General features: G+C 71.8%; 11 protein-coding genes. 7 read left to right on the forward strand and 4 right to left on the reverse strand.

Annotation, left to right across the window (positions count from 1 at the left end; translation table 11 throughout):
- The first annotated feature begins 3 nt into the window (after positions 1 to 3).
- Positions 4 to 1236 carry an McrC family protein gene (locus tag H9I49_RS17595; protein WP_188031663.1) on the forward strand — a complete coding sequence of 411 codons (1233 nt, stop codon included), beginning with the start codon at positions 4 to 6 and terminating at the stop codon, positions 1234 to 1236.
- A gap of 116 nt (positions 1237 to 1352) precedes the next feature.
- Positions 1353 to 1934, forward strand: a complete 582-nt coding sequence (locus H9I49_RS17600) for a DoxX family protein (RefSeq protein WP_188031664.1) — start codon at positions 1353 to 1355, stop codon at positions 1932 to 1934.
- Positions 1935 to 2144: 210 nt separating this feature from the next.
- Here the strand turns inward: H9I49_RS17600 and H9I49_RS17605 are convergent, their stop codons facing one another.
- Positions 2145 to 6152 (reverse strand): S8 family serine peptidase, encoded by a 4008-nt coding sequence (locus H9I49_RS17605; protein ID WP_188031665.1) that lies wholly within the window; start codon positions 6150 to 6152, stop codon positions 2145 to 2147.
- Positions 6153 to 6336: 184 nt separating this feature from the next.
- Between H9I49_RS17605 and H9I49_RS17610 the strand changes: the two genes are divergently transcribed.
- Positions 6337 to 9693 carry a TM0106 family RecB-like putative nuclease gene (locus H9I49_RS17610; protein ID WP_188031666.1) on the forward strand — a complete coding sequence of 1119 codons (3357 nt, stop codon included), beginning with the start codon at positions 6337 to 6339 and terminating at the stop codon, positions 9691 to 9693.
- Between the two features lie 26 nt (positions 9694 to 9719).
- On the opposite strand, the gene H9I49_RS17615 is transcribed toward H9I49_RS17610, so the two are convergent.
- Positions 9720 to 11165 (reverse strand): ADP-ribosylglycohydrolase family protein, encoded by a 1446-nt coding sequence (locus H9I49_RS17615; protein ID WP_188031667.1) that lies wholly within the window; start codon positions 11163 to 11165, stop codon positions 9720 to 9722.
- A 123-nt stretch (positions 11166 to 11288) separates the two neighbouring features.
- Between H9I49_RS17615 and H9I49_RS17620 the strand changes: the two genes are divergently transcribed.
- The 3 genes from H9I49_RS17620 to H9I49_RS17630 are packed head-to-tail and all read left to right on the forward strand — an operon-like array spanning position 11289 to position 13401.
- Positions 11289 to 11651 (forward strand): hypothetical protein, encoded by a 363-nt coding sequence (locus H9I49_RS17620; RefSeq protein ID WP_188031668.1) that lies wholly within the window; start codon positions 11289 to 11291, stop codon positions 11649 to 11651.
- Positions 11644 to 12135: a hypothetical protein gene (locus H9I49_RS17625; RefSeq protein ID WP_255524042.1), complete on the forward strand. Its 492-nt coding sequence runs from the start codon at positions 11644 to 11646 to the stop codon at positions 12133 to 12135. Before H9I49_RS17620 ends, H9I49_RS17625 begins: the two co-directional genes overlap by 8 nt.
- 24 nt (positions 12136 to 12159) lie before the next feature.
- Positions 12160 to 13401, forward strand: a complete 1242-nt coding sequence (locus H9I49_RS17630) for a peptidoglycan bridge formation glycyltransferase FemA/FemB family protein (protein ID WP_188031669.1) — start codon at positions 12160 to 12162, stop codon at positions 13399 to 13401.
- 12 nt (positions 13402 to 13413) lie between these two features.
- Here H9I49_RS17630 and H9I49_RS17635 read toward each other — a convergent pair whose 3' ends face one another.
- Positions 13414 to 14379 (reverse strand): hypothetical protein, encoded by a 966-nt coding sequence (locus H9I49_RS17635; RefSeq protein WP_188031670.1) that lies wholly within the window; start codon positions 14377 to 14379, stop codon positions 13414 to 13416.
- A 35-nt stretch (positions 14380 to 14414) separates the two neighbouring features.
- Positions 14415 to 14873 (reverse strand): hypothetical protein, encoded by a 459-nt coding sequence (locus tag H9I49_RS17640; RefSeq protein ID WP_188031671.1) that lies wholly within the window; start codon positions 14871 to 14873, stop codon positions 14415 to 14417.
- A gap of 428 nt (positions 14874 to 15301) precedes the next feature.
- Here H9I49_RS17640 and hrpA point away from each other — a divergent pair, with 428 nt between their 5' ends.
- Positions 15302 to 19321 carry an ATP-dependent RNA helicase HrpA gene (gene hrpA, locus H9I49_RS17645; RefSeq protein ID WP_188031672.1) on the forward strand — a complete coding sequence of 1340 codons (4020 nt, stop codon included), beginning with the start codon at positions 15302 to 15304 and terminating at the stop codon, positions 19319 to 19321.
- The last annotated feature ends 81 nt before the right edge of the window (positions 19322 to 19402 follow it).

The raw sequence follows: 19402 nt of genomic DNA on the forward strand, positions 1-19402 counted from the left end.
CGCATGACGATCGAGCTGCCCCCGATCCCCGAGCACGGACGCTCGGGGCCGGTCCGGCTGTCCCGCGAGACCCGCGCGGCGCTCGTGGCGGCCGCGGGGGAGCGGCTCGTCATCCATGCGACGGCCGACCCCGACGTCGTCACGATCGGTGCGACGAGCTGGGTCGGCGCGCTGGCCGTCCCGGGGCTCGTCGTGCGCGTCATGCCGAAGGTCTCGGTCACGAACTTCTTCGCCATGCTCGGCGCGGGCGTCTCGCCCGACGCGTTCGACCACGAGCACGTGACGTGGAGCGACACGGACGAGCTCATCGACGGGGTCGCCTACTTCGCGATCCGGCTCATCGACTCGGCGACGATGCGCGGCCTCGTCCACGGCTACGTGCCGCGCGAGGAGCGGATGCGCACGATCCGCGGGCGGCTGCTCGTCGAGGAGTTCGCGCGCCGCCCGTGGAGCGCGGCCGAGCCGCAGTGCCGCTTCGACGACTTCACCGCCGACATCGTCGAGAACCAGCTGTTCCGCTGCACCCTCCAGGCGATGCTCAGCTGGCCGCAGCTCGCGCCGCACGTGCGACGCGAGGCCCTGCGGGTGCTCGGCCGCTTCGACGGCGTCGCCGACACTCCCGCGACGAAGCACGCCGCCCCGCTGCCGATCACGCGTCTCAACGAGCACTACGAGGACGCGATGCGCCTCAGCCGGCTCGTCCTGCAGGCGATGTCGCTGAGCCACGAGGCCGGTGACCAGCAGGCCAACAGCCTCATGGTCGACATGGATGACCTGTTCCGGCGCTGGATCGCCCAGGAGCTCGACCTGCGACTGTCACCCGAGATGCGCATCGTGAGCGACGAGGACGTGTGGCTCGACGAGGGCCGTGCCGTCACGATGGCGCCCGACCTCGTCGTCCGCCGCGGCGCCGACGTCGTCCTCGTGGGTGACGCGAAGTACTCGATGGGTGCCGACGGCTACATGGCCTCTCGTGACTACCTCGAGCTCGTCGCCTACACGACCGCCATGGGGCTGCCCACCGGCCTGCTCGTGCACTGCAACAGCGACCGGGCACCCGAGTCGGAGATCGTGATCCGCAACGCCGGCACGCGCATCCTCTGCCGTCCCATCCGCCTCGACGGGTCGTATGCCGCCGTGTGCCGTTCACTCGACGCGCTCGCCGACCTGGTGCGCGAGCTCGCCGACGCCCCAGGGGAGTTCGAGGTGCCGACCCTCGTCCGCTCGCGCCGCTGACGTTGTCTCCGACGTCACACTGCTACGCGTTGTAGTAGTAACTCTAGAACTACTACAATCGGTAGTACCGACAGAGAAGCTGCCGGAACACACACCGAGTTCTGGAGTTGAGATCAATGGCCACCATCCACCGCGACACACACGACACCGCGACGTCGCCCGCCCACGACCCGACGAAGGGCGTCGTGACGTTCCAGGAGGAGGTGGTCCGTTCGGTCGTGGCCCGTCGTCTGCTCGCCGGTCTGCGCATCGTCCTCGGGTTCACCTTCATCTGGCCCTTCTTCGACAAGCTCTTCGGGCTGGGCTACCGCACCGCAGCCGACAAGGGATGGCTCGACGGCGGCACCCCCGCGCAGGGCTTCATGAAGGGCGCCGAAGGCCCCTTCGGCGACTTCTTCAAGAACATCGCCGGCCCGTGGGCCGACTGGCTGTTCATGGCCGGTCTGCTGGGCATCGGTGTTGCCCTCCTCGCTGGCGCAGGCCTCAAGATTGCGGCCTACAGCGCAGCGCTCCTCCTCGCGCTGATGTACCTCGCCGAGTTCCCCCTCGGCACCACCGGCGCCTACACGAACCCGCTCATCGACAGCCACTGGATCGAGGCCTTCGGCATCGCGGTTCTCGCCGCGACGCTCGCCGGGGACACCTGGGGCCTTGGCAAGTGGTGGGGCCGCCACGTCGGTAACGGCATCCTGCGGTGAACGGGCCCGGCGGCCGGGCTCCCTGACCCGGTCGCCAGCCCGGGGCCGCGTCGCCCACGACAGCGGCCGGGCTGCAGCAGGGCGGTCCTCCTCGGAGGGCCGCCTTCCTGCTGCGCCCGGCCGCGGTGCGCGAGGAGGTCCGGGCAGACGTATGCCGTCCGGCCGGCTCAGCCGAACGGCATACGTCGCCCTGATGGTGCGGCTGCTACCTCAGCTCACGCGGAGGGTCACCGCCGTGGAGGCCGACGGGTTGTAACCCCTCGACCCGTTGTAGGTCGCCTTCACGGAGTGCGTGCCGCGCGCGAGGGCCGGCGCCCACAGCGTGGCCTTGCCCTTCGAGACGGTCGACGTGCCGAGGACACGCATGCCGTCGCGGAAGGTGACCGTGCCGTTCGCCGCCGTCGGCGAGACGACGGCCGTCAGCACCGGGCGCCCGCCGTAGCGGTAGCTCGTGTGGTTCGAGCTCAGTGTCGTCCTGCTCGCCAGGCCCTTGACGGTGACCTTCACCGTCGCCGAGCTGCTCGCGAGCGTCTGGGTGTCGCCCGAGTAGCGCGCCGTGAACGACTGCGTGCCCCGCGGCAGGCCCGTGACGGGCAGGACCGCCTTGCCGCCCGAGACCGCGACGGTGCGCAGCGCCTTGCCGTTCCAGCCGAACGTCACGGTGCCCGTGGCGCTCGACGGGGAGACGTTCGCGGTCAGCGTCGTCCTGCCGCCGTACGTGAAGCTCGTCGGGCTGGCCGCGAGCTTCGTCGCCGAGGCCGTGCGCACCGAGACCACCTTGGCGCGCGAGCCGTTGCCGTTGAGGTGGTGCAGCAGGAGCAGGCCCTGCGGCTTGTCGAGCTTCGCCGACGCCTCGTCGCGACGGACCTCGAGCTGCTCGCCCGGAAGGTCCGTGCTCAGCAGCGTGCCGAAGTCGCCGTAGGCCGACAGGCCCGGGGAGGCCAGGCTGATCGTCATCGGCTTCGCGGCCGAGCCGATCGAGTCGACGGCGCCGCTCTGGCTGAACGAGCCGACCCAGTAGCGCAGCTTCGGCGCCGAGCCGGACACGAGCCCCGTCTCCTGCAGCACACCCACCGAGACGGGCAGCACCAGCGCGTCGCTGTTGAACACGTTGGTGTCGAACGAGCCGTCGATGCCGTTGACGAGCTGGTCGTCGAGCACCTCCCCGAAACCCTCACCGGGGCGCAGGTCGACGAGCTCGGTCAGGAAGTAGTCGTAGTCGTCGGTCGCCGTCGCGTATCTGGTGTTGTAGACGACGGCGTCGGCGGTGCCGTCGGCGTCGGTGTCGAGGAAGACGTCGAACTCGGTCGACGACGCCGGCGTACGCCACGGCCCGTGCGTGCTGACGCCGAACGTGAGCCACGCCTTGCCGAGGTCGTCCACAGCAGGCGCATCGGAGGCGGCGCCGACGTAGCGCAGGTCAGCCCCACGGTCGTCGGCCGTCTCGATGCAGTCCACCACCCGGGTCGGCGAGCAGCCCGCGATACGTGGGCTGGTGCCCTGCAGCTGGAACGTCGAGACCGTCGAGGTGTAGCCCGTCGTACCGCTGCCCTGGTCGATGCCGGTCCCCGTGAGCGGAAGCATCGAGGTGGCGATGCCGGCCGGCAGGCCCGGCTTCTTCGTCACGGTCGTGCTCGAGGGCGACCCCATCGTCGAAGCCGCCCGCGGCGCCGACCAGACCGGCACGCGCAGCTCGCCCCCCGGCGTGCCCCGCACCGGCTCGAGGACCATGCGGCCGCTCGCGTCGGCGCGGTAGCTGCGCTGGATGCCGGCGTCGAGCGGGTCGGCCTCGGTCGTCGGGTCGGCAACCGCGCGCAGCGCCGACCGCATGAAGGTCGCGGTGACCTCGACGTCGACCGAGCCGCCGGCCGGCACGCGCACCTGGGACGGGGTGAACGCGTACGTGACGCCGGGGGCCTCGTGCGCCGGGGCGTACGACAGGACGTAGGACGCCGACGTGACGGGCCGCTTGTTGACGATGCGGACCGTCTTGGTCAGCGTCTGGGTCGGGGCGGTGACGGCGACCGGGCCGAACGAGACGCTCACGGCGCCCTTGTCGTCGGTGACGTAGGCGAGGGTTCCGGTGCCGACGGCCGCGTCGGCGCGGACCCGTCCTGCGCCGACCCGCTCCGGGCCGTAGACCTCACCCGTGTGGTCCGGCCCCACGAAGACGTCCTGGGTCGCGGTGTTCATGATCGCGGCCTTGACCTCCTCGACCGACCACGAGGGGTGCGATCCGCGCACGAGCGCAGCCTCGCCTGCGACGTGGGGCGCGGCCATCGAGGTGCCGCTCTCGGCGATGCCCTCGTTACCGGTGCCGACCGCCACCGAGAAGGTCGTCACGCCCGGAGCGGCGACGTCGGGCTTGATGCCACCCGCAGCACCGATGCCGCGCGACGAGAACCCCGCGACCTGGTCGACGGCCTTCGGGTTGCGGACCGACACGGAGTTGCGCAGGGCGTTCGTCATTGTGACGCGGACCTCGTGGGAGGAGTCGAGCTGCGCCTTGATGGCCTTGGTGGCCTGGTTGACGGTGAGCATCGCGGGGATGTCGGCGTCGCCGCTGACTCCGGCCGAGAAGGCGTCGACGTCACTGCCGTAGACGACTCCGACCGCGCCGGCGTCCTCGGCGAGCTGGGCGCGCGCGGCTGAACCGCACCGGCGGTCGTTGCCGTCGAGCCACATCTGTAGGACGACCTTGCCCGTGATCTTGGCCTTGTCGGCGTCGGAGTAGCCGTCTTCGGTGCATCCGTCGGTGTTGTTGGTGTCGCTGGGGTCCTGCGACCAGTCGCCCACCGCCACGACGGGGACGTCGGTCACGCCCGCCTTCGTCGTCCAGTCGTAGTTGACCGACTTGAGCGCGGCGAACACGTTGTCCTGCTCGCCGTCGATGGTGTCGGCCGGCTCGATGCCGGCGGGGGAGTCGACCTTCAGGCCGTCGACGACGTCGTTGCCGTCGTCGGTGGCCGCGACTGCGAGCACGCGGGGGGCGTTGCCGGGCGAGCCTCCGACCTCGTAGACGTCGCCCGAGTTGCCGATGGAGGCGACGACGACCGTGCCGAGTGCGGCGAGGTTGTCGGCGGCGACAGCGTCGGGGTCCTGCGGGGATCCGTAGGAGCTGCCGAGCGACATGTTGACGACGTCGAGGTGGTCGGTGAGGTCACCGTCGCCGTTGGGGTCGGCCGCCCAGTCCAGTGCCTGGCCGACGACGTTCGTCGACCCGTCGCAGCCGAACACCTTGAGCGCGTAGAGGCTCGCCTCGGGCGCGACGCCGGGGCCGATGTCGAGCGCCGCCGGGTCGATGTCGGAGGAGTAGCCGCCGGTCCACGTCGTGCCGTCGGCGGCGACGCCGAGGCCCGCCGTCGTGCCGGCGACGTGCGAGCCGTGCCCGTTGCAGTCGAGCGGGTTGGCGTCGGGGTCAGGGACCGACGTCGGGTCGTCGCCGTCGTAGGCGTCGCCGGCGAAGTCGTACCCGCCGACGACCTTGGCCGTGGGTGTGAAGGCGTCGGACGCCTTCGCCTCGTCGAAGGCGGCGGTGGTCCCGGGGCCGCCGAGGTCGGCGTGCGTGTAGTCGATGCCGGTGTCGATGATCCCGACGCGGACGCCCTTGCCCGTCTGTGCCTTGGCCTGCCACACGGCGGGCGCCCCGATGAGCGGCACCGACGAGCTGTTGGTCGGCTCCTTCGGGGTCAGCCGGTGGATCGACTTGACGCCCGGGATCGCGGCCAGCGCCGTGAGGCGGCTCGCGTCGGTGCGCACGGCGATGCCGGAGTATGCCGCGTGCGCCTTGTACAGCGTGCGGGCGCGCGTGGCGGCGGAGCCGAAGCGCGACTCGACCTGCGCCTGCGCGGCTCTGACTGCCGAGGTCTGGCTCCGCGCGGCGCTCTTCGCTGCGGAGAGGCCACGTCCACGGGCCTGGCCGAAGGCCGTCGCGGCGGGGGCGGCGTCGAGCTCGATCATGACGTCGACGCTGCCGGCCGCCTTCCGGAGCGTCGGGTCGACCGTGTCACCGGCGACGCGCTTCGTCCCGAGGCCGAACGAGCCGGCGCCCTTCACGTCGTCCGGCACCGAGGCGTCGCTGCGATGCTTCACGGACGGGTCAGGGCTCGCCGACACCGGCGCAGCCCCCAGAGTCGCGGCGACGAGGGCCGTCACGGCACCTGCGCTCACCGAGCCGAGCAGTCCGCGACGCCAGCGCCGCGGTCCCCGAGAGTTCATGGACAAGTCATCCTCCTGGCGCGGCTCCGTTCGCGCGCGACGCATCACTGCATCGCGTGCGCAGGGACGCTCGCCCCCGAACTTGCCTGCCACGCCGGGTGCAACGTATCCCGGTTCCCCGCACGTCGCGCGGCGAGACGCGGCGCCCTCCGGGGTGTCGGAGGTGGACGGCATACTCGGCTCCATGCAGCGCATCGACGGGCACCTGGTCCTCAGCCCCACGGACCTGACGAAGCACGTCGCCTGCGCACACATCACGACGCTCGACCTCGAGGCCCTCGACGCCCCGTTCGTCGGGAGTGCCCGCCCCAGCGGTGCCGACGACTCGCTCAACCTCGTCTTCGCCAAGGGGCTCGACCACGAGCGGGCCTACCTCGAGAGCCTGCTCTCGGCCGGGTGCGTCGTCGAGGACATCGCGGCGCTCGGCCTGCGCGGCGCGGCCGCCGAGGGCGCGACGCTCGAGGCCATGCGGCGCGGGGTCGACGTCGTCTACCAGGCGACGTTCTACGACGGCCACTGGGTCGGCCTCGCCGACTTCCTGCTCCGTGTCGACCTGGCCGAGGGAGATCGCAGCGACCTCGGCACGTGGCGCTACGACATCGCGGACACCAAGCTCGCCCGCCGGCTCAAGGTGCCGGCGCTGCTCCAGATGGCTACGTATGCCGCCCGCCTCGAGACGCTCCAGGGAGTGCCCCCGCAGTGGCTGACGGTTGTCACCGGCGACACCGAGGCGCACCCGTGGCGGCTCGTGGACGTCGCGCCCTACGCGCGCCGCCGCCGGGCGGAGCTCCTCGACGCGATCGCCAACCCGCGAGAGACGGAGTCAGCGCGCGTGCAGCACTGCGGCCAGTGCCGGTGGAAGGAGCGCTGCGCCCAGGAGTGGCTGGGCCGCGACGACCTCATCCAGGTCGCGGGCATGCGATCCGACCATCGTGCGGCGCTCATCGACCTCGGCATCCCGACCATGCGGGCGCTTGCCGAGTCGACCGAGGAGCAGCTCGCCGAGGGGCTCTCGGTGTCCACGCGGCGCCGGCTGCTCCAGCAGGCGCGGCTGCAGGTCGCCGAGCGTGAGACGGGGCAGGCGCAGTACGAGCTGCTCGAGCCCGAGCCGGCCCGGGGTCTGCAGATGCTGCCCGAGCCTGACGAGGGCGACGTCTACCTCGACTTCGAGGGCGACCCCTGGGCCGAGGGCGGTGCCGGCCGCGAGTACCTCGCCGGCATCTGGACGCGGCAGGGCGAGTTCGTCGCGTTCTGGGCGCACGACTTCGCCGAGGAGGGGCGCCTCACGACCGAGCTCGTCGACTGGCTGACCGAGCGCTGGCAGCGCTACCCCGACTTCCACGTCTACCACTACGCGCCCTATGAGACGACGGCGCTCAAGCGCCTCGTCGGCCAGCACGCGACACGCGAGGCCGAGCTCGACCAGCTCCTGCGCCACGAGGTCTTCGTCGACCTCTACGCCGTGGTCCGTCAGGGGGTGCGCATCAGCAAGGGCTCCTACTCGATCAAGAAGCTCGAGGAGTTCTACTGGGGGCACACCCGCACGGCGGAGGGCGACGGTGTCGCCGACGGTCTGTCGTCGGTCGTCGAGTACGAACGCTGGCTGGCAGGTCGTGACGAGGGCCACCCCGACCAGACGATCCTCGACGACATCCGGCGCTACAACGAGGAGGACGTCCGCTCGACGCTCGCCCTGCACGCCTGGCTGGAGGAGCGTCGTCGCGAGCTCGAGCTGGCCGGCCACGTGCTCGGCCGTCCGGTGCCCGAGCAGCTCCGTGAGATCAGCGACGAGGAGCGCGCCGAGATCGACCTCGCCGAACGGCTCGCCGAGTCCGGACTGCCCGGCGGGCTCATGCTCGCCGGTCTCGTGGGCTGGCACCGGCGCGAGAAGCGCCCCGAGTGGTGGGACTTCTTCCGCTACAAGGAGCTCGAGACGGCCGAGCTCGTCGAGGACGCCACGGCGATCGGTGACCTCGGAGGGCCCGAGCCGATGCGTGTGGTCAAGCTCTCGAAGGTCTGGCGCTACCCGTTCCCGCCGCAGGACTGCAAGGTCTCGGTCGGCAGGTACGTGCCCGACGTCGACACGCACGCGCCTGTCGGCAAGGTCGTCGACCTCGACCCCGTCGAGGGCTGGATCGAGCTGTCGATGAAGAAGTCGCTCGAGCCGCCCCGCCCACGCGGGCTCGGCGGCCCCAGCCCGGTCATGGACCAGGTGCTCCGGGCGAGCATCGCCCGCACCGGTCGGCTCGCCCTCGAGGGCGGCAGCAACCTGGCCACGCGCCTCATCGGCCGCGTCGTCCCCCCAGCCGAGGCACTGGCCACGCGTGACGGTGAGACGCCGAAGGACGTCGTCGTGCGTGTTGGGCGGGCGCTCGAGGGCGAGGTGCTCGCCGTGCAGGGTCCGCCCGGCACCGGCAAGACGTATGCCGGGTCCGCGCTGATCCGCGAGCTGCTCGACGCAGGGCTGCGGGTCGGTGTGACGGCGCAGTCGCACGCGGTCGTGCTCAACCTCCTCGACGGGGTGGCACGCCCGGCGTGGCACAAGGACGGCACGAACGCGGAGGAGGGCGTCGAGCCCGACGACCCCAACGCCCTGATCCGGCACACATCCGACAACGCCGAGATCGCAGCCGCGCTCGCGAGCGGCGAGGCGAGGCTCGTCGGTGGCACGGCGTGGCTGTGGTCGCGTGAGGACATGGTCGAGGCGGTCGACGTGCTCGTCATCGACGAGGCCGGCCAGTTCTCACTCGCCAACGCGGTCGCCGTAGCCCCGTCAGCCAGGTCCCTCGTGCTGCTCGGCGACCCGCAGCAGCTGACCCAGCCGACCAAGGCCGTGCACCCGTACGGCTCGGGCGTGTCCGCACTCGACCACCTGCGCACGGGCGATGACGGCGTCCACGACGTCATCCCGGGCGACCGTGGCGTGTTCCTGGACCGCACCCACCGGATGCACCCCACGTTGACGGCCTTTGTGTCCGAGCTCGCCTACGAGGGCAGGCTCGAGTCGGCGCCGGGGCGCGAACGGCTCTCCATCGACGCGCCCGGTGCGCTGTCCGGCGACGGGCTGCGCTGGGTGCCGGTGGAGCACGAACGGCTCTGCGACCAGTCCAGCCCCCAGGAGGCCGCGGTCGTGCGCGACCTGCTCGCCGACCTCCTGCGCGGCACGTGGACCACGGCCGAGGGCGAGACGAAGCCGGTCGAGCTCGACGACGTGCTCGTCGTCGCCCCCTACAACGCGCATGTGGCAACCCTCGCCGCGGCGCTGCCCGAGGGCGCACGCGTCGGCACGGTCGACAAGTTCCAGGGACAGCAGGGCGCTGTGGTCATCTACTCGATGGCGAGCACGACGGCGGCCCTCGCGCCGCGCGGGGTCTCGTTCCTGTACGACCTGCACCGGCTCAACGTCGCCATCTCGCGGGCCCGGGCCATGGCCGTCGTCGTCGGCAGCCCGATGCTCACCGACGCCGCGGTGCACACCCCCGAGGAGCTGCGCGCCGTCAACGCCCTGTGCCGCTACGTCGACGAGGCCAAGACCGTCTGACGACGTGTGTCCGTGCGAGCGCGCCGTCAGGCCCCGTGCGCCGCCACGTGCCAGAGCCGGCCCTCACCGCGGATGTCCGGCAGGGCGCCGCGGATGGAGCGCTCCGCGAGCTCGGGAGCCACACCCAGGTCGACGGCATACCGCAACGCCACCGCAGGAGTCCGCTGCGTGCCACGCCCGCAGTGGACGAGCACCCGCTTGCCCTCGGCGCGGAACTGTCGCAGGGCCGACGAGGCGTCATCGAGGACGAAGTCCAGGTGCGGGTTCGACTCCTCCTCGTCCTCGTCGTTGATCCAGAACTCGATGTGGTCGCGCGCCGTCATGCCATCCGCCGGGATGTCCTGCAGCCCCAGGGGGCACAGCGACACGATGGCCTGCACGTCGAGCTCACGGACGCGGCCGAGGTCGCTGACCGTGCCGAGCACGATGTCGGGGTCGATGGGGTGCGGGATGCCGAGGACGGGAACCTTCGGGTCGCGCATCGACCCGACCGACGGCCACTCGCCGACGCGGCGACCACCCACCGAGGTCGACACGGCGAGCTCGACGAGATCGTGGGCGCGCAGGCCCGGCCAGCCGTGCACCATGCGGCGCCACTGGGTGGGCACCGACGACGCGCCGTAGCGGGCACCGAGCAGTGAGCCTGCGATGGCGGCGACCGTGTCGGTGTCGTGACCGGCCCGGACCGCGGCCTGCAGACCCCGCTGCAGATGCATGGCCGAGCCGTCGCCGCGGTCGGTCGTCGTGATCGCGGCCCAGGCATCCTGCAGGGCCGTCACGGCGTAGCCGTTGTCGCCGAACCGGCCCGGTTCGGCGGCGGTCGCGGCCTCGATCCAGTCGCCCCAGCGTCCGACGTTCGCCTGGGTGACGAGGTCGAGGCCGGCGGCGAGGTCGAGCCTGCCCTCGGTGACGGCGAAGCGAATCGCCTCGGACCACAGCACCGCCGCGTCGCCGGCGAGCGGGTCAGCGTGGGTGAGCTGGGCGATCGCACGCGCCGCGCGAGCCGTCGCCCGGCGGTCGTCGAGGGCCGACAGCCCGACGATGGGGGTGCGCATCAGGGCGCCGTTGCCGGCCGTGAGACCCGTGCGCGCGTGCAGTGCCTCGCTCGCCCGGGTCAGACGCTCGTGCGGTGGGCCGGAGAGCTGCTTCGCCTCGGTCAGCACCGAGCGCGTCTGCACCCCGACATCGGTTGCGCCGCCGTCGAGCCAGGCCGTGAACGCCTCGGCGACGGCGTCGAGTCCCTCGGGGGAGGCCAGGTCGACGCCCTGTGCCGAGATCCGTGCGACGCACAACGTCATCTGCGTGTCGTCGCTCCACTCACCCGGCTCGTACGGTCCGAGGCCACCGCCCTTCATGACGGCTTCGCCGACGGGTGGGGCAGCCATCTCGTAGGGCACACCGAGCGCGTCACCGCAGGCCTCGCCGAGCAGCACCCCGGCGGCGCGGTCGACGGCGATCGGGCGGATCGACACGAGTGCTCCTCGGGGTGGGACCGGTCGGGCCGGCTGCGGGGGTTCGTCGGGACGAAAACTACCCTCCGCCCCACCGCGTACCGGACGTCGGTCTGCCCCATCGTGACCCCGTAGGCTTCTCGCGTGCTCCAACCCCTGACCGTCGTGCTCCTCGTCGCGACCGGGGTGGTCTGCCTGCTGGCCGTCCACCACCTCTGGCGTCGCCGCCTCGTCGACGACCCGCTCGTCCTCGTCGCCGCGGCCACCGAGCTCGGCCTGGTGGGCCAGCTCGTCGTCGGTCTCACGAAGGCGTCGGCCATCGGTGACGGCGCGGAGCGGGCGACGTTCATCGCGTACCTCTTCACCGTGCTGCTCGTGCTGCCCGCCGCTGTCGTCATCGCCATCAAGGAGAAGACGCAGTGGGCGATGGCGGTGGTGCTCGGAGCAGCCGTCGTCGTGGCCATCCTCCTGGCACGCCTGCAGCAGGTCTGGACACTCAATGCCTGACAACGCATCCCACCACGACAGTGTCCCTGCGGACTTCCGGCAGGAGCGTCCGCACACCGGTCACGGCTTCGGTCGCCTGCTCGTCGCCGTCTACGGCCTGCTGGCTCTCGCGGCGACGGGCCGGTCGATCCTGCAGATCAGCGAGTACTTCGACCGCGCGCCGGTGTCGTACGTCCTCTCGGCGCTCGCGGCCGTCATCTACGTGGTCGCCACCGTGGGCCTCGCCCGCGGCGACCGCGCGTCGGTCCGCCTCGCAACGATCGCCCTCACCGTCGAGCTGCTCGGCGTGCTCGTCGTAGGAGCCATCTCGTATGCTGTCCCGTCGGCCTTTCCGGACAAGACGGTGTGGTCCCACTTCGGCTCTGGCTACGGCTACGTCCCCCTCCTGCTACCACTGCTCGGCCTGTGGTGGATCCGGCGCACGGCCCGCGCCTCGGCGGCATCCGGCATGGGCGGCGGGGAGCCTGCGCGGTCAACGGACTGACGCGGCGCCGATAGGGTTGCCGCCATGACCGAGCAGACCCCTGCCACTGCGCCGACCCCTGCCCCCGTGCCGGAGCCGACTCCTGTCACCGGTCCGCTGACCGTTCGCGAGATCGCTGCCGAGGAGGCCGTCGAGACCCTGCTCGAGGTCGGTGGCAGCTTCCTGCAGACGCCGGCCTGGGGCCGAGCGAAGGCCGGGTGGAGCCGCACCCATCTCGGCTGGTTCGACGCCGCCGGCCGACGTGTCGGGGCGGGGACGGTCCTCTCGCGGACCATCCCGCGGCTGTCCCGCTCGTACGCCTACCTCCCGGAGGGCCCGGGCCTGCCGTGGGACGTCGTCGCCGGAGACCCTGCCGCGTGGATCGACCCGCTCGTGATGTGGGCCAAGGGCACGAAGGCGTTCGCCCTGCGGCTCGGCTTCCCTGTCGTGTCGCGCATCTGGGACCGCGACCCCGTCAAGAAGCAGGTGCTCGAGGGCGGCCTGCTCAGCTTCACGAGCCTGCCCACCGCAGTCGACAACCCGACTGCGCACAGCCTCGAGGCCTGGCTCGACGCCAACGACTGGCTGCCGCTCGGCGCCGACGGCGTCGCCGTGGGCCAGCCGCGACTGCTGTGCATCGTCGACCTGCGCGGCCGCTCCGAGGCCGACCTGCTCAAGGGCATGAACCAGCAGTGGCGCCGCAACGTCAAGAAGGCCGAGAAGGCCGGCGTCGAGGTGCGCTCGGTCGGACCCGAGGGGCTCGACACGTTCCACGCCCTCTACGTCGAGTCGGCGCAGCGTGACAACTTCCTGCCCCGGCCCAAGGCCTATTTCGAGGTCATGGCGCGCTCGTTCGCGTCCGACGACGGTCCGGTCTCGGCGCGCTTCTATGAGGCCCACGTCGACGGCGACGTCCTCGCATCGGCACTCATGATCCGCTTCGGCCGCACGTTCTCCTACCTGTACGGCGGCTCGACCGAGCGCAACCGCGAGGCGCGCGCCTCGAACGCCCTGCAGTGGCGCGCCATCCGTGACGCGGCCGCCTCCGGCTGCGACGCCTACGACCTCCGCGGCTTCAACACCTCGCTCGGGGCCACTAGCCCGCTCACGGGCCTGCTGCTCTTCAAGCTCGGGGCCGGCGCCGACGTCGTCGAGATGGTGGGCGAGCGCGAGCTCGTCATCAGCCGCTTCTGGCACGTCGCCTTCCAGAAGGCCATGGCGGCGCGGATCGCGATCAACAAGCGCCGCAAGGCCGCTCGTGCTTCGGCCGACGACGCCGACGTCTGAGCGGCGACCCGCTCAGGAACGCCTGATCTCGTAGTACGGCATGATGTGGCACGTCGCGGAGCCCCGGCCCTGCTGGGTCCTCACGACGATGCCGTCGACCAGGACACGGCACGAGACCGAGCCACGCGCACCCGAGCCGGCCGGGTCGTGGATGCGCACCCGCATGCTGACGTAGTCGTTGCTCGAGACGTTCGCGTCGACCGTCACCTCGAATGCCAGGGGTGACGTCTGCACGGGGTACTCGTACGGCTGGTACCCGGCGTCCGACAGTGACACCTCGATCTGCGCGCCCTTCTCCGCGTACGCCTCGAAGCGGACCGTCGTGGCATCCGTCGGCACCGGCGTGACGGGGAGGGCCGGGACAGGGATGACAGGGGGAGGGGCGGTCATGACCGACCGTGTGGTCGGCGTCGTCTGGGGTACCGCGACCGACGCACCGGGCGTCCGCGTCGACTTCGGCTGCGCCGGCACCAGCGTGATCGACGGGGCCGGGAACGTGGGGCTGACGACGGGCCGGTAGCGGGTCACGGCGACCGCTGGCCTGTCTGTCGGGCCGAGGTCGCTCCCGAGGCTCGACGCGAGAACGAACCCGACCGGGATGAGCAGACCGGCGGCGGCCGCGACGACGTGCCACGGCTGGACCCGCCCACCGAGGGCGCGGCCAAGAGTCGAGCCGAGGCTGATGGTGCGGGGGAGTGTCGGCGCGGAAACGGTCCACGGTCCGGTCGCGCCGGTGGCCGACTCGCGTGCGGTGGCCTTCGGCGGCACCCAGCTCGGCTGCGGCGGCGCCTGCACCCCGAAGTCGATGCCGTATGCGGGCACCCCGTGCGCGGCTCCAGCGCCGGCCGGCAGGTCAGCGGGCTCCGCCGGCTCGGCGTCGAGAGCGGAGGCCACGCCCACGGCACCGTGCGTCGGATCGACGAACGGCTCGGCGTGGTCGCCGGGAGCGTCCGGCGGGCGCGATGGATTCTCTGACACGTCGTCGTCCCCTGTCTCGTGTGCTTCCCGTCCCGTCACCACGACGCCGAGCACGAGACGCTCGAGGTGGAGGTGCTCAGGGCGACCAGTACAGGCCCGGCGTAGATCCGGCACTGGAGCTCAGCCGTGCCGGACGAGCTCGTGGCGAGGACGTCGATCGACGCCGACTGGGCCCCGCTGTGCGACGCGATGCGACCGAAGGGCAGCGTCTCTTCGTAGGAGTTCTCGTAGGCGCCATCCGAGCCGATGAGCTCAACCTGTGCGGTGTCCTTACCAGCGGTGACGACCTCGACCCTCAGCTGGGTCGTCGCGGGCGGGACGGCATGGACCTGCGTGTCGCGCGGGAGCGGTCCTGCAATGGATGAGGAGTCCGCGATCGGCAGGACGACGACACCGCCCAGTTCGACGGAGTACGCACCGTCGTCTGCGGACCCCGAGCCGCTCGCCCCACCGTTCACGATGCCGAAGAAGAGCGGCACGACGACCAGGGGCACGATCAGTCCGGCCCCGCGGTTCCTCGACCTGCGCCGGACCCCCGGCCGCCGCGCAGGCACGGCGACAGACGCCGGGACGCTGGGCCGGCCCAGGCTCGGGGTCGTGGTTGGAGGCACGGACGGGCGCGGCGCCCACGCCTCGGGAGGCAGCGAACCCACCGGCGAACGGTCGTCGGGCGCGTCGTCCGGGAAGGAGGCGTGCCGGTCGTGCTGCGGGTCCGGGAGGTGCGGACGCGGAGTGCCGTGGTCGGTCAAGGCTGCCTCGCTTCGACGGGTGGGACCACGGTAGGTCCTCGGGTGCCCGCGTCGTCGCAAGTCAGACAACCCGAGCGGTCGAGGCGTTCCCATCGAGCGTCGCGCACCGCCGGGCGGCCGGGCCGGGGTTATCCGTTCGGAGCCACCGCACCGTCCCGCCTATCCTGTCGGTCATGCCCGACGAGCCCGCGACCGCCCCCGCGCGCTCTCGGCCACCTCGCCGCCGCGGGCGTCGCCGGCCGGCGCCAGGGGAGCCGGGCCGTCAGCCGGACGAGTCGGGCAGAGCGCGAGGCGATGCGCGTGCGGACCAGCCCCGGGCCGGGGGGGACCGTGACAACCGCAGGTCCGGGGGCCGGGGGCTGACCCCCGAGCAGCTCGAGGCACGTCGAGCTGCTCGTGCCGCGACGGTTCCTCCGATCACCTATCCCGAGCACCTGCCGGTCGTCGACCGGCGCGACGACATCGCAGCCGCGATCCGTGACCACCAGGTCGTCGTCATCGCCGGCGAGACCGGGTCGGGCAAGACGACCCAGATCCCCAAGATCTGCCTCGAGCTCGGCCGTGGCCTCGACGGCCTGATCGGCCACACGCAGCCCCGGCGGATCGCCGCGCGGGCCGTCGCCGAGCGCCTCTCGGACGAGCTCGGCGTCGAGCTCGGAACGGCCGTCGGCTACCAGGTCCGGTTCACCGACCAGAGCAGCCGAGACACCCTCGTCAAGGTCATGACCGACGGCATCCTGCTCGCCGAGATGCAGCGCGACCGCGAGCTGCGCCGCTACGACACGATCATCATCGACGAGGCCCACGAGCGCAGCCTCAACATCGACTTCATCCTCGGCTACCTCAAGCAGCTGCTGCCGCGCCGGCCCGACCTGAAGGTCGTCATCACGTCGGCGACGATCGACCCGGAGAAGTTCGCGCAGCACTTCGCCGACCCGGCGTCGGGAGATCCCGCCCCCATCATCGAGGTGTCGGGCCGCACCTTCCCCGTCGAGATCCGCTACCGCCCACTCGTCGACCCCGACCGGCCCGACGACGACGAGCGCGACATGGTCACCGGGGTGTGCGAGGCCGTCGAGGAGCTCTGGACCGAGCGGCACTCCGGCACGAGCAGCGACATCCTGGTCTTCTTCTCGGGCGAGCGTGAGATCCGCGACGCCGCCGATGCGCTGGGCGGCATGAAGCTGCCGGTCACCGAGGTCGTGCCGCTCTACGGCCGGCTGTCGGCCGCCGAGCAGCACCGGGTCTTCTCGCCCCACACCGGTCGGCGGATCGTGCTGGCCACCAACGTCGCCGAGACCTCGCTGACGGTTCCTGGCATCCGCTACGTCATCGACACCGGCACCGCGCGCATCAGCCGCTACAGCCAGCGCACCAAGGTCCAGCGCCTCCCGATCGAGCCGATCAGCCGGGCGTCGGCCAACCAGCGCTCGGGCCGCTGCGGCCGCGTCTCCGACGGCATCGCGATCCGCCTGTACTCCGAGGACGACTTCGACAGCCGCCCCGAGTTCACCGACCCGGAGATCCTGCGCACGAACCTCGCCTCCGTCATCCTCCAGATGACGAGCCTCGGGCTCGGCGACATCGCCCGGTTCCCGTTCGTCGACCCGCCGGACTCGCGCCAGATCACCGACGGCGTGCGACTGCTCGAGGAGCTCCAGGCGTTCGCCCCAGAGGACGACGCCCAGCCCGCCGGGCGGGGGCGCCGGCGTCCGGGACGCCGCCTCACGGCATACGGCCGCACCATCGCGATGCTGCCCATCGACCCGAGACATGCCCGCATGGTGCTCGAGGCGGACAGGAGGGGCGTGCTGCGCGAGGTCCTCGTCATCGTCGCGGCGCTGTCGATCCAGGACCCCCGCGAGCGACCGCAGGAGAAGCAGGAGCTCGCGAACGCCGCGCACAAGCGCTTCGCCGACGAGACGAGCGACTTCCTCGGCTGGCTCAGCCTCTGGAGCTACCTCATGGAACAGCAGAAAGCCTTGAGCTCCAGCGCGTTCCGCCGCATGTGCAAGAACGAGTTCCTCCACTACCTGCGCGTCCGCGAGTGGCAGGACCTCCACACCCAGGTCAAGCAGGCGGCCAAGCAGGCCGGCCTCGACGTCAGCCGCGGCAGCGTGCACGGCGAGGTCGACAGCGACGCCGTCCACCAGTCGCTCCTCGCCGGCCTCCTCTCGCACGTCGGCGTGCGCGACGAGCAGAAGCGGGAGTATGCCGGCGCGCGGGGTGCGCGCTTCGGCATCAGTCCCGGCTCGTCGCTCTTCCGCAAGCAGCCACAGTTCGTCATGGCCGAGGAGCTCGTCGAGACGACTCGGCTGTGGGCCCGGATGAACGCCCGCATCGACCCCGTCTGGGCGGAACAGCTCGGCGAGCACCTGGTGAAGCGCCAGTACTCCGAGCCGCGCTGGTCAGGACGCCGAGGCTCGGCGGTCGCGACCGAGCGGGTCACGCTCTACGGCGTGCCGCTCGTCGTCGGGCGGGTGGTCGGCCTCGGGAGCGTCGACTCCGAGCTCGCCCGGGACCTCTTCATCCGGCACGCGCTCGTCGAAGGCGACTGGAACACCGAGCACGCCTTCCTCCGGGCCAACGCGGCACTCGTGGAGCGGCTCGGGGAGCTCGAGGCGCGGACCCGTCGGCGCGACATCGTCGTCGACGACAGCACGCTGGTCGCCTTCTACGACAAGCGCATCCCCGCCGACGTGGTGTCGGGCCGACACTTCGACACGTGGTGGAAGAAGGCCCGTCGTGAGACTCCCGACCTGTTGACGTTCACCGAGGAGCTGCTGCTCCGCGAGAGCGCCGGCAGCCTCGCGGACGACGACCACCCCACGACGTGGACGCAGGGTGAGAACGTCCTGCCCGTCACGTACCAGTTCGAGCCAGGCTCGGCCCAGGACGGGGTCACGGTGCACATCCCGGTCGAGCGCCTGAACCAGGTGACGCCGGCTGGCTTCGACTGGCAGGTGCCGGGCTTCCGCGAGGAGCTCGTCACCGCACTGATCCGCAGTCTCCCCAAGGGGATTCGCCGCCACCTCGTGCCCGCACCCGACCACGCGCGGGCGGCGCTGCCAGAGCTCGACCCGGCGACCGGCCCCCTGCTCCCGGCCCTCGCCACCGTGCTGCGCCGCCGGGCCGGTGTCGTGGTCACCCCCGACGACTTCGACGTCGAGCGCGTCCCCCCGCACCTCACCGTCACCTTCCAGGTGAACGGCCCCGACGGGCGACCCGTCGCGACCGGCAAGGACCTGGAGGCGGTCCGCGACGCGGCCACCCCGCAGCTGCGGCGCCAGGTGAGCCGTGCCGGGTCCGGCATCGAGCGCACCGGCCTGACGGCGTTCCCCGACGAGGGCGTGCCCGAGTCCTTCGAGAGCGACAGCGGCGTGCAGGGCTACCCGGCCCTCGTCGACACCGGTTCGGCCGTCGACCTGCGCGTCCTGCCGACCCGGGCCGAGGCCGACGCCGAGCATCGTCTCGGGGCGCGCCGACTCCTCCTGCTCGGCATCACACCACCCTGGAAGCAGATCCTCGCCCGCCTGAGCAACACCCAGAAGCTCGCCCTCGGCCACAACCCGCACGGCAGCGTGCCCGCCCTGCTCGACGACTGCCTGGCCGCCGCGATCGACGCCATCCGCGACGACGCCGTGACCGACAGAGCCGACCACACCGTGCGCACACGCGAGGACTTCGAGTGGGCTCTGTCGGCCGTGCGCACCCACACCACCGGCAAGGTCGTGCAGGTCGTCGGTCTCGTCGAGCCGATCCTGGCCAAACACCTCGCCCTGACGAACCGACTCGCTGAGCTCGACCGGTCGAGCAGCCCAGCCATCCGACCGATGCTCGCAGACGTGCGGGCGCAGCTGCGCGAGCTCGTCCGGCCCGGCTTCGTCGCCGACACCGGCCTGCGGCGGCTGCCCGACCTCGACCGCTACCTGCGCGCCATCGCGCACCGCCTCGACAAGGCACCCGCCAACCTCGCTCGCGATGCGCAGGCGCTCGAGCAGGTCGACCTCGTCGAGGGCCGCTACGCAGACCTGCTCGACCGGCTCCGCCCCGCGCAGCGCGGCGGAGCCGACGTCGTCGACATCGGCTGGATGATCGAGGAGCTGCGTGTGTCGCTCTTCGCGCAGACGATCGGCACGGCCCACAGCGTCTCGCCCCAGCGCATCCTCAAGGCCATCGCCAGGATCGGCTGACTCGGTAGTCCTTGCGGATCTTTTGCGGGAATCATGGTGTGCAGCGGGACGTTGGACCCTTCGACCGCGTACGACGAAAGG

Source organism: Terrabacter sp. MAHUQ-38 (assembly GCF_014518425.1).
In the GTDB taxonomy this organism is placed as follows: Bacteria; Actinomycetota; Actinomycetes; order Actinomycetales; family Dermatophilaceae; genus Terrabacter.